The 12,167-nt window shown below is 36.9% G+C and carries 8 protein-coding genes and 1 pseudogene; 5 read left to right on the top strand and 4 right to left on the bottom strand.

What is annotated here, in order from left to right:
• Nucleotides 1-69 precede the first annotated feature (69 nt).
• From ACM6HU_RS25250 to ACM6HU_RS25260, 3 genes are read left to right on the top strand one after another with little or no spacing between them, the layout of a single operon-like run.
• Nucleotides 70-1,989: a putative thiazole-containing bacteriocin maturation protein gene (locus ACM6HU_RS25250; protein WP_088093981.1), complete on the top strand. Its 1,920-nt coding sequence runs from the start codon at nucleotides 70-72 to the stop codon at nucleotides 1,987-1,989.
• Nucleotides 1,989-3,938, top strand: a complete 1,950-nt coding sequence (locus ACM6HU_RS25255; protein ID WP_016113850.1) for a TOMM precursor leader peptide-binding protein — start codon at nucleotides 1,989-1,991, stop codon at nucleotides 3,936-3,938. The genes ACM6HU_RS25250 and ACM6HU_RS25255 overlap by 1 nt, the downstream gene beginning before the upstream one ends.
• 22 nt (nucleotides 3,939-3,960) lie before the next feature.
• On the top strand, nucleotides 3,961-5,526 hold the full coding sequence (locus tag ACM6HU_RS25260) for a SagB family peptide dehydrogenase (RefSeq protein ID WP_414848503.1): 1,566 nt from the start codon (nucleotides 3,961-3,963) through the stop codon (nucleotides 5,524-5,526).
• 307 nt (nucleotides 5,527-5,833) lie between these two features.
• Here the strand turns inward: ACM6HU_RS25260 and ACM6HU_RS25265 are convergent, their stop codons facing one another.
• Nucleotides 5,834-6,244: a DUF3908 family protein gene (locus ACM6HU_RS25265; protein WP_088093978.1), complete on the bottom strand. Its 411-nt coding sequence runs from the start codon at nucleotides 6,242-6,244 to the stop codon at nucleotides 5,834-5,836.
• A gap of 183 nt (nucleotides 6,245-6,427) precedes the next feature.
• Nucleotides 6,428-7,762 (bottom strand): FAD-dependent oxidoreductase, encoded by a 1,335-nt coding sequence (locus tag ACM6HU_RS25270; protein ID WP_016113847.1) that lies wholly within the window; start codon nucleotides 7,760-7,762, stop codon nucleotides 6,428-6,430.
• Nucleotides 7,763-8,213: 451 nt separating this feature from the next.
• Here ACM6HU_RS25270 and ACM6HU_RS25275 point away from each other — a divergent pair, with 451 nt between their 5' ends.
• Nucleotides 8,214-8,645, top strand: a complete 432-nt coding sequence (locus tag ACM6HU_RS25275) for a hypothetical protein (protein WP_016113846.1) — start codon at nucleotides 8,214-8,216, stop codon at nucleotides 8,643-8,645.
• A 328-nt stretch (nucleotides 8,646-8,973) separates the two neighbouring features.
• Here the strand turns inward: ACM6HU_RS25275 and ACM6HU_RS25280 are convergent.
• Nucleotides 8,974-10,233, bottom strand: a pseudogene (locus ACM6HU_RS25280) (TcaA 3rd/4th domain-containing protein).
• Between the two features lie 19 nt (nucleotides 10,234-10,252).
• Nucleotides 10,253-11,053, bottom strand: a complete 801-nt coding sequence (locus ACM6HU_RS25285; RefSeq protein WP_414848504.1) for a zinc ribbon domain-containing protein — start codon at nucleotides 11,051-11,053, stop codon at nucleotides 10,253-10,255.
• Between the two features lie 275 nt (nucleotides 11,054-11,328).
• Here ACM6HU_RS25285 and ACM6HU_RS25290 point away from each other — a divergent pair, with 275 nt between their 5' ends.
• The gene (locus tag ACM6HU_RS25290; RefSeq protein ID WP_016113843.1) at nucleotides 11,329-12,162 is read left to right on the top strand and encodes a hypothetical protein; all 834 of its coding nucleotides are present in this window, start codon (nucleotides 11,329-11,331) and stop codon (nucleotides 12,160-12,162) included.
• The last annotated feature ends 5 nt before the right edge of the window (nucleotides 12,163-12,167 follow it).

Here is a 12,167-nt window from a genome sequence, read left to right on the forward strand (position 1 = left end):
AGGGACAACTCACAATACATACAATGATAATGTATGTCTAGAACAAATTTACTGATAAGGAGGAATACAATGAGTACTTTCACAGCTTCCACAAAGCTAAAAATGAACAAGGATACCTTTTTCCTCCCCGACTCAAACGGGGGTGTCTATTTTCGAAACAACTCCAGTTCATTCCGAATGCAAGGTAATGGTATCTATGAATGGATTGAAAAATTAATGCCTATGTTTAATGGAGAACATACTTTGGAAGAACTAACAAGCGGACTCCCCCTCCCTTATCAAAATAGAGTTTTTGAACTTGGAGAACTTTTGCACCAAAATGGTTTTGTACGTGATGTAAGTCAAGATTCTCCTCATCAGTTGGAGAATGCCTTACTTGAGAGATACGCATCGCAAATTGAATTTTTAGAGGCCTACTCTCACTCGGGTGCCCTAAAATTTCAAATGTATCGACAAGCTAAAGTCCTAGCAATTGGATCTGGATCTATTTTCACTTCATTAATTTCTTCTTTACTTGAATCTGGTTTACCTGAGTTTCACTGTCTTATTACCGACTCTACCGCAACAAATCGCTCTCGATTAATTGAGATTGTACAAAAAGCCCACGATGCTGATCAAAATGTACTTGTTCAAGAAATAGATACAACGATAGATCGTTCCTTGCAGGAAATTTTTCAACATTTTGATTGGATTCTATATGTATCTCAAAATGGAAATATTGAAAAATTAAGAGCGATCCATGCGATTTGTAGAGAAGAAAAGAAAAACTTTCTTCCTGCTTTATGTTTGGAGCAAGTAGGCTTAGCTGGTCCTGTCATTACTACAGAATCTGAAGAATGCTGGGAATCTGCATGGCGACGCGTACATGAGACTGCCCTTCAAAAAGATCAACTATTAGAGCCTTTCTCTCCAATCGCTGGGGCTATGTTAGCAAACATTGTCGTTTTTGAGTTATTCAAAAATATTACAGGCTCTTCAAATAGAGAGCAAAATAAACAATTCTTTTTACTAAATTTTGAAACGCTAGAAGGCAGCTGGCACACTTCCATCAAACACCCGCTTATAACAACAAAAAACTTTACAATAGAAACGATACAAGACATTGATGAAACTCTCAAAAGACATTCAAACCAAAGCCCTTCGAATGAACTTTTTCGTTTTTTTGACCAATTAACTTCAAGAACCTCTGGAATTTTTCACATATGGGATGAACAAAATCTAAAGCAATTACCGTTGTCTCAATGCTATATCCAAGTTGCAAATCCATTATCAGAAGGACCTACTACGCTCCTGCCTACTATAATTTGCGGTGGATTAACGCATGACGAAGCACGCCGCGAAGCAGGTTTAACCGGAATTGAAACATATGTAACTCAAATGGTTCATTTCCTTATTCCTGAACAAGATGAATTCATTGGAATTGGGGCTGGGGAAACAATGGTAGAGGGCGTGTACCGTGCACTACAAAATCATTTAACACACACATTACAAACGAGGCAGTTGACCAAAACAGAAGAAATTACACAACTACAATTAACAGAGATTCACGACAAACACTGCCAATTTTATTTACGTGCACTCTCCGCGATACATGGGGAACCAATGGTAGGAATTGGTGAAGAGGTGCTAGGTTTTCCTGTTGTTTGGATCGGTGTACACAACCAGTGGTACGGTAGTACTGATTTAAATATAACATTAGCACTAAGAAATGCATTACAACAAGCACTACTTCATGTCCAAAATCAAGAAGTTCCCTATAAATCCAATATATTATTGGACTCCTCTATCCTTTTACACAGTGCAGAATCGTTTAGGGCTGAAATACAAAAAGAAGAAGAAATGCCACAATTAGAATCCTTGCAATTAGCCTTACAGAATTTAAAAGAACATAATCTTCATCCCTTCGTCCTGGACCTAGCAATTGAACCATTTTTAAAAGAAGGATTAGGCGGTGTAGTTGGTGTGGTAATCAAAGAGGAGGTAGAATGATGAGTCGGAAAATATTAATTGTAGGAGATGGCCTACTAGCAAACTATGTAAATCAGCAATTATCTGTTCACTACCCTATCATTCATCAAAATACACTTGAAGAGCCACTCCCTGAAAATATTCATCTTGCTCTCGTATTACACGATGGTTCTCCTTCCTCTATCCATCATGAAGCTGAAGAAATATTTCGCTCCGCTAACATTCCATGGCTTCGGGGCTTTACTTCATTTGGTGAGGGTATCATTGGTCCTTATGTTCAGCCAAATACAGCAGGATGTTCCCTTTGTGCTGATGCAAGACGTTTTATAGCTGGCTTTGACCAAAAAGAAATGTGGGAGCTACAGCGGAAATATTCCTTAAAAAAGGATGATGCCATACAACGAGATGTATGCGCAACCCAAACTGGATTACTACAAATGTGTCAGCTTATTCATGCTGAAACAGAAAGGATTTTAACAGAAGGGCATACCTCTTTAGCTGAGGAACTCATTTTACTTAACATGCAAACCTTTCAATGTTCACGTCATTCATTTCTTCCTGATCCTCTATGCCCAATGTGTAGCACATTACCTGATGACACTGCAACGGATGCCTACATTTCACTCCAGTCAAGTTTTAAAACTGGCAATGAAAGTTATCGTTGTCGTTCTATTGAAGATTTAAATACATTTTTGACTAAAGATTATTTAGATTATCGGACTGGACTTTTAAATGGAAAAATGCAGCATTCCTTATTACCATTTGCTGATGTTATTGTAAATATGCCGTTACTTTTAGGGAATGAAGGAGTTGCGGGCCGAACACATTCATTCAGGGCTAGTGAAGCAACTGCTATCTTAGAAGGATTAGAACGATACTGTGGAATGACCCCTCGCGGGAAACGGACAAATGTTCATGGTAGCTACCGAGAGTTAGAAGATACAGCCATCAATCCTCTCACAATCGGTGTACATACAGATGAACATTATAAAAAAACAGATTTCCCATTTAAACCGTTTGATCCTGATTATCCTCAAGACTGGGTATGGGGTTATTCTTTATCACAAAATCGTCCCGTCTTAGTTCCAGAATCGATTGCATATTATAGCCTAGGACACAGGGACGCTTTTGTTTATGAAACTTCAAACGGCTGTGCAATTGGAGGGAGTTTAGAAGAAGCGATTTTCCATGGCATTTTAGAAATAGTCGAACGCGATGCTTTCTTGCTAACTTGGTATGCACAATTACCACTTCCCCGCCTGGATTTAGCTTCTGCGGACGATGTGGAATTACAATTGATGATTGAACGAATGCGCACGATTACAGGCTATGATCTACATGTTTTTGATGCAACGATGGAGCATGGTATTCCAAGTATATGGGCCATTGCAAAAAATACAAAAAAGGGTGGAATGAATCTCGTCTGTGCAGGTGGTGCCCACATGGAACCAATGCGAGCTGTTAAAAGTGCTATCCATGAATTAGCAGGTATGTTACTTACTATGGATGAAAAACTTGAAGCAAACAAGCAAAAATACGAACAATGTTTACGGGATCCCTATCTGGTCACCCAAATGGATGATCATAGTATGGTATATGGTTTACCAGAAGCCGAAGAACGCCTTCAATTTTTATTGAATGACAATCGGTCTGTACAAACATTTCAACAAATGAATCAGTTAAGATCTATCGATAGGGACCTAACTTCGGACCTTCGCCATCTTTTAGATCGACTACATCACTCAGGTCTTGAAGTCATCGTCATTGACCAAACTGTTCCTCTCATACGAAAGAACGGATTATATTGTGTGAAAGTACTAATTCCTGGTATGTTGCCAATGACATTTGGACATCAACTTACTCGCACAACAGGACTACAAAGAGTACTTACCGTACCACTGGAACTTGGATATACCAATGAGCCACTTACATTTGAACAACTTAATCCACATCCTCATCCGTTTCCATAAGTCACAATAAGGAGGTAGATTGATGCAACTAGAAACATTTCTACACCATTTGCATTTTTCCATTGATGAAATCATGCCCCAAGACAAGGAAATTAACTGGGCTGATGCCCCCCTTCCCTATAAACTATACCGTAATCTACCTGTCATTCCTCTTTCTCTAGAGGTACCGCTAACATTGCGAGATCAAAATCTGTCTAAAGAACCCACTCTCGAGCAAATCGGACATTGTCTCTGGTATACATTTGGCCTAACTCAATTGTGCCAGCCTTCCCTCGGCTTAGAAGAACAAAATACAACAAATATATACCGAAGATTTATTCCTTCTGGAGGAGCTCTATATCCAAATGAATTATATTTGTATTTAAAAATGAATCATTGTCCACAGGGAATCTATCATTATGACGCAGCACATCATCGTCTCGTATTACTGCGTGAAGGAAATTTTGACTCTTATCTCACGGAGGCACTTGGAAATCGCTGCAATCTATCTGCTTGCTTCGGCACCGCCTTTGTATCAACAATGTTTTGGAAAAATTTCTTTAAATATAATAACTTTTCCTACCGTCTCCAAGGTCTAGATACTGGTGTCCTCATCGGCCAATTACTAGAAGTCTCTAAACAATTCGGCTATACATCTGGTGTATATTTTCAATTTCTTGATAGAGCCATTAATCATTTACTCGGACTATCGGAGCAAGAAGAAAGTGTGTATGCAGTTATCCCATTATCTAACCACCCTGTAGAAGAATGGTTTCATCCAAATAATACATGCGCAAACGTTACTTCTTATGAACTCTCACAGCAGCTTCCCGTTTTAGAGCATGAACACTTTGTTCGATCAAAGAACTTTACTGATCACCCTCTAATAACAAGAATGAATGCAGCATCTATGCTAGATTCAACTGAACAATTTCGAACTGTGACGGAAGAGGCAACTGTTCCACATCACACACAAACTTTGACACTCCCCAGAGTAGAGCGATTATCATACGATTTCGCAACAGCTTTTCAAAAACGTTATTCACCTGATTTAGATTTTGTCTTAAGGAAAATAAGCGATACGCAACTAGCTACTTTGCTTCAAGAAGCAACTCTTTCCTTTCCTTATCAAAATGATTTAGACGGAACACATATAAAGACAAAATCACGTGTCTTACTATACGGATGCTTTTATAACGTAGACGGTTTGCCAAATGGTGCCTATTCCTACGACAGTAATGCTCATACATTAGAAAAAATTCAATTAGGAGATCTCCGCTATCCTTTACAATCCGGTATGACAATGGACAATGTGAATCTCTTTCAAGTACCACTCTGTTTACATGTAATAGGAAATAAAGATTATTTAAAAAACGATTTAGGTTATAGAGGATATCGAATTCAACAAATGGAAGCTGGAATGCTCGTCCAAAAACTCGTCTTAGCAACCTCAGCTATGGATATGGGAGGTCACCCGCTCTTAGGATTTGATGCAAACTTATGTGACAAACTTTATGAAATTGATACAAAAAGAAAAACGACCCTTATTCAAATTCCCGTTGGTCCCTATCGCCATCGCACTTGGTTAAAAGGATATTTGCATAGCTAAAAACACGCCCTGCGCTTAGTACACTGTGCTAGCAAAGGGCGTGTTTTTGAAGGAATTTTAATTACCTAAATCGAATATACAAATTTAGGTAATTAATATATAAATCCATTTTGATTTTTCAACATGTAAATTGCTGCTACGAAGAACAAAAGGTACCTTACATTCGCTTTCTCCCTCTGTTTTCACTTGGCATGGGGCAGGAAAAGGATCTGACCGCTTCTATGCATGGCTGGATGTTCTCTCCTACCTAAAAAGAAGGGGTTTTGTCGTTTTTTAATTTGGATTTATATAAGACCTGCTTTCACTACTAAATTACTTTAAAGATACTCTTAATCTGTCTTGCAAACAACCAATTCTTCGTTCCGCAGTTATCATTTAAACTATCTAGCATAATAGAATTTCCATTAGAGAACTTCAACTCTAATGTTGTATTTTTATCATTTGTTTTTAGGCTTATATCTGTAATATTCTCATACTTTAATTTTTCAACTTTAATATACTCTTCTTGCACCTGACCAATGACAACATGATCTTGGAAAAAGAAGAACACTTCCGCTTTTTTTCCAAAGCAAAATACATTTTTCGGGTAAATTAAAGTAGCGTTATCAATCGCAACACATAGCTCTTTTATTTCTTGGACAATTTCTCCAAAGTCCTCCTCATGTCTTGCATTTGACTCCGCAATCCACTCTTCTACTGTTCTCATATTTATTGCCATTTCTTATCCTCCAGCATCATTCATTACTATCTTGTCTCTATCATATTTTTATGTATGAAAAAATAAGTACTATATGAAAATATAATAGATACGTACTACATTTTTCAAGGACAAATATGATTTTATATATTTTTTTATAATTCGGTGTTTTCGAAATGAAAAATAGTACTTCTATAAGAAGTACTATTCCGCTCGCCGCGCTGCTTGTTGAACTGGATCCCAAACACTGTTATATGGCGGTGCATAACTTAAATCGACATCTTCTAAATCATGAATGCTCATTTTATGAAAGAGCGCCATTGCAATAACATCGATTCGTTTATCCACGCCTTCTTCTCCGATAACTTGTCCGCCTAATAGTTGTTTTGTATCAGAACGATACAACAATTTCACATAAAGTGCTGTTGCATTTGGATAATATCCAGCCATACTTGTTGTATCTACTTTCACTGTTTTATATGGTATTTTCAATCCACTTGCTTCTTTTTCACTTAAACCCGTTCTCGCTAAAGTGAGTCCCATAAATTTAATAATGCTCGTACCGAGAGTGCCTTTAAATGCTCTTCGTTTATCAACCATATTCAATCCTGCAAGACGCCCTTGCTTATTTGCAGTTGTACCGATTGGAATATGATCATGCGTTTCTTTTATGATGTGATAATGCGTTGCACAATCTCCTGCTGCATAGATATCTTCCACATTCGTTTGCATATAAGCATTTACTTCTATAGCCCCTTTTTTGTTCGTGCGAATCGCTGTTCCGTTAACAAACTCTGTGTTTGGCTGCACGCCAACTGATACTAGAACGAGATCCGTTTTATACGTTCCTTTATCTGTTTCAACAAATTCAACTTTCTCTTTCCCCTTAAATACTTTTACATTTTCATTTATTAAAATTTCAATATTATATTTTGCTGCTTCTTCATGTATATATGCTGCCATATCAGCATCATAAATTGTGCCAACATGTTCATTTCGCTCAATCATTCGCACCTTTTTCCCAAGCTCTACAAATGTTTCAGCCATTTCAAGGCCAATTGCCCCGCCGCCAATAATTGTTACTTGCTCAACATTCTGTTCCTGTAACGTCTCCAATATTCTATGAGCATCCGGAATTGTTTTTAAAAGATGGACACCTTGCAGGTTGTTTCCTTCCCAGTCCGGCATAACAGGTCTAACTCCTGTCGCAATTAGCAAGCGATCATATTTATATTGAAATGCCTCGTTTTCACTTGTATGTATACCATGCACAATTTTGTTTTCAGTATCAATTTTCGTTACTTCATGGTATGTTTTCGCATCAATTCCATACTTATCACGAAATGTGCTAATGTCTCGTGCAATTAATTTTTTAGTAGAAGCAATTATACCGCTAATAACGTACGGAAGTCCACACTGCGCATATGAATATATTTCACCTTTTTCTAACGTTACAACTTTTGCTTCTTTATCATTTCTAATAATTTGCATTGCTGCACTCATGCCAGCTGCATCTCCGCCAATGATTACATAGTTCACTAAACCACTCCTTTGTACAGTCTCTATCGTTTACATTCTCCAGATTCACTGTAAATAAATCCTTTTTTCTATAAGTAGCTTATACAAAGTATATGTTTTCTCCATCTTGTTTACAAATAAAACCATTCCGTCCAAACATAACAACGCATACCTTTGTATATACATTTTGATTTTCCAACATATAAGTCGCGGCTATGCATACAAAAAGAGCCTTGCACTCATTTTCTCCCTTTGTTTTCACTTGGCATGGGGCTCAAAAAGGATCTGACCGCTTCTATGCTTGGCCCGACGCTCTCTCCCACCTAAAAAGAATGGTTTTCTGTCAGTTTTTCAATTTGTATTCATATATTTTTAAACACCCTTTGAACACTATAGGTAAAGCGTCGTGTCCCATAAACCTAATTATTAATATGCTATAACAATCGCAATGGAAAGTAGGTGAAAAGAATCAATGTGCAGTAATTTTCTTATCTCTACTCCTGCTGAACCAAAAGTTGTCCAATCACTTGAACAGGAATTCAGTATTAGTGCAACACTTTACGGTGCACAGACTTGGTCGGCTGATAGCGATACCTTTTTTCAAGAAATTTGGAAATCTACCCTATTTGCATCCACCTCTCAGCCTGACGATGCTGTCTATCCACTTGGTATTCTAAAGATTATCAACCTCTCTTACGACACAATAACAGTTGTAACATCAAAAAAATTAAACAGTAGACTGGAGATTACAGTTCCACCGAATTCGGAAGCCATACTTTCTTCCAGTTCTTTATCCGATGTCCAGGCTAGTACAACTGGCAGAGCAAGTAGAGTCAACTTTCTCTTTCATATCTTTTTTTCTCGCGAACCAGCTAGAACTTCCCTCATGCCATTACAGAAATAACAAAAAGGTAATCTTCCCTTTAAATTCTTCTATATTTTTCAACCAGAATAAGGTAATCATTACCATGACACATAAAAGGATTTGTAACATGAAATGCAAACACATAAAGTGAAACTTTAATCAGTGGGGGTTTTCTTCATCCACCACTGATTATTAGCCCTCACCAATCGGGCTTTTACGGGCAGTTAGTCCCACCTATCTTCCTCGTTTCTTCCTAAATCTTGAGGTGGGGGTCTTACTGCCCGCGAATAGCGGGATAAATAAAAAAGGTACACCACCATGATCGTTGATGTACCTTTCATCTCTACAACATAAAAAGTGATAATGCCTACTCCTTTGACTTTATAAGCTCAACATTATACGTCTCCACATCATTCAACTCTCCTGTATAATATGGATTTTCACGATACCACGACTGCTTTAAAAAGTATGATTGTATATCTTTCGTTTGAAAAACATGCCCATGCCGAGCATATATTTCATTTCTCGCGATCCGCAATTGTTCTTTTGTTAGGGACTGCAGCTCTACACTTGTTAACTTACGAATATGACTATCAGGAAAGAAAAATCCGTTATATACATATTTTGTTGTCACAGTTGATGGAGAAGAAGATGTTTCTTGTTTTTCAGGCTTCTTCTGAAACGAAAGTGTATAATATTGACTTGTCGATATATTTTCCACCTTTGTTTGTTCTTTTCCATTTGCACCTTCTTTTTCTAAATAAATAGAGACGCTTCCATCTGTAGCTACTGGTCCCCACTTAAATTCTTCCCCCACCAATGTCGTAATCGATTTCTGATTGGCATATAATGTTGCTCCCGCTACATTTGTTTGAATGGTAATGTAGTGACCTTTTAACGATAAGTCAACTGTTACATTATTTTGATTTTGTTTCATAAGTACAACCTTTTCTTCACGCGCTAGCTTCACATAATCATTTTTAAACTCTGATTGAAACGTTTGAATACCTGGGAAAAATGGTCCATATTGCTTTTCAAACATTTTATCAGTTGTCTTATCTAAATCTTTTCCATTTATTTTTAACAATGCATCTTTTTCATTCGTAAGGAGCGTTGCATAATAGGTTTTTGCTTTCAATTTATATCGATCAAATAGAAAGAGGTATTTTCCATCCTTCGTTAATACAAAATCTACTTTTTCTACATCATTTTGCTTCTTCTTTTGCTGTTGTATAGAAGCTTTTAAATCATTAACATAGGACGGATATTCTTTTATATACGAAAACAACGGTCTTACACTCTCTTTATCTACTACAAATTGCGGGTCATCTGTTGTAACAATATCAATTAGTTTTTCCGTATCTCTGTCTTGTAAAATCGTAACCATTCTATCAATTTGTGCTTGTGCAGAATAATACTTTGTTCCATACAGATATGCTCCGCCAAAACCAACAATAAAAAGAATGACAACCCCAGTCTATATTTTCTTCCCCTTGCTTATTTTCTTTCGTATCTGTGGTTCCTTTTCGTTCCCTACTCGCCGATGCTCATCCCTTCTAGCCCCACACCTTTGACAAAATCCCACGCCATCCATTAACTGTGAACCACATTTTGCACAAACGTTCATCCATTCCTCCACCTTTTCATTAGAAGTTTGTTAAACCTCCAGTTAAGGTATCAAGTATTGTTTTTATATAAGACCAAAGCACAATCCAGCTCGCAATTGAAATCAAAATATTTGCGATAATAAGTGTATATACTGGATCTAATCCACCTCTGTCTAACTTTAATATTGAAACAATTGTGCAAACACTCATACATATCACAGCAAGGCTTATAAATAACGGTAGTAGAAAAATTAATAAAAAACTAAATAAGAGTGCAATAACAAGGACAGCGACAGCTGGTGTCGATACTGTCCCCCACCCCCCTAGCGTTTCTAAAAAAGAAAAAGATGATTTCATGAGTTTTCCACTTACAAAAATGATAAATCCAATAAAAAGAAATAAAATTAAGAAATAGAAAAAGACTTTAACAGATTCTCCAAAAAAAGAAGGGGTTGCTTCAGGTACAAATCCAGCGCCTCCTATAATACCCGTTGCAATTAATGCAGTCGCACTCATCATCCGATAAAACATACAAGCAAATAAAAAACAAATGAGAACAAGACTTGTAATCCCATTCCTTACCTCAATATGTCCACTTTTCATAATTGCGGCCGGAGATTTTAATGCATTCTTAAAAAACTGAAAATATCCACTCGCAAATTGTTTCGCCTGCTCTACCGTTTCATTCGAACGATTCTCCTGGACAGGTGCTGGTTGGGACAACTGCTGTTCCCCTTGTTCTGCATGATGTTCTACAACTTGCTCTGTAAGTGAATGCCCACAATTACCACAAAATTTCGCTTCACTTGTATGCTCAGCTTTGCACTCTGGACATGTCATCCTATCATCTCCCTTGCATGTATCTTCAAGCCGTTACAGATTCAATATATGTACGAGGAGAGGAAACATGACTACAAGAAAAAGTTATATATTCTATACTTTTCCACCATATATATTCTGGTAATCTGCTAACAAAATGTTATTATAAAAAATACCGAAAACCTAAATTGATAAAGTGAAACTTTAATTAGTGGGGGTTTTCTTCATTCCCCACTGATTATTAGTTGAACGCATCGGGCTTTTACGGGATAAAATAAATAGATTGGACGAAAATTATGGAACTAGCATACTCAATTTTTCATATACTCCTTACAAGTTTGATACAATTATTTTCTTTAATCGGTATCATCATTTTGGTTGGTTTTGTATTAGGTTATTTAGAATCTCTTACACGAACATATTGGATGAGAGCTTTTGGTAGAAAAGGTTTCCTTTTAACAGCGTGGATTGGTGTTCCTATTCATGAATTTGGGCACGCTTTTATGTGTTTATTATTCAGGCATCAGATTATAGCAATCCAACTGTTCCCAACCAATACAAATAACGGCTATTTGGGGTATGTAAGGCACCAATATAATCAAAGAAGTATATATCAAAGAATAGGGAATTTTTTCATCGGAATTGCTCCTATTTTTTCAGGAATGATTACATTAGTAATCTCTATGTATTATTTCGTACCACAGTCTTATTCCTTATTTATAAATGCTCTTAAAACAAATGCTCAAGCTGCTTCTATCAATATCGACACGCTGCAAAATATTTTCTTATCATCCATACTTTTATTAAAAAGCCTTTTTACAGTTAGCAACTTATTTAATCCTTTGTTTTGGCTTTTTCTTTTCATCGCAATTTGTATCTCTACACATATTGCCTTGAGCAAACCAGATATAGAGGGCTCATTAGATGGAATCATCACTATGTTCCTTCTCCTATTTCTGTTTAATAGCATAGCAAGGCTTTTTCATTATGACAGTAATCAGCTAATAGGAAATGTAGTGAAATACAATACGTACTTACTCGCTTTCTCTAGCATCGCCATACTATTTTCATGTATCGCTGTATTCATCAGCTTTATTTGCTACAAAATTAAAACAGCTAGTTCGAAATGAACTAG

It is taken from the genome of Bacillus sp. IT-79MI2 (genome assembly GCF_949768135.1).
Classification (GTDB): domain Bacteria; phylum Bacillota; class Bacilli; order Bacillales; family Bacillaceae_G; genus Bacillus_A; species Bacillus_A pseudomycoides.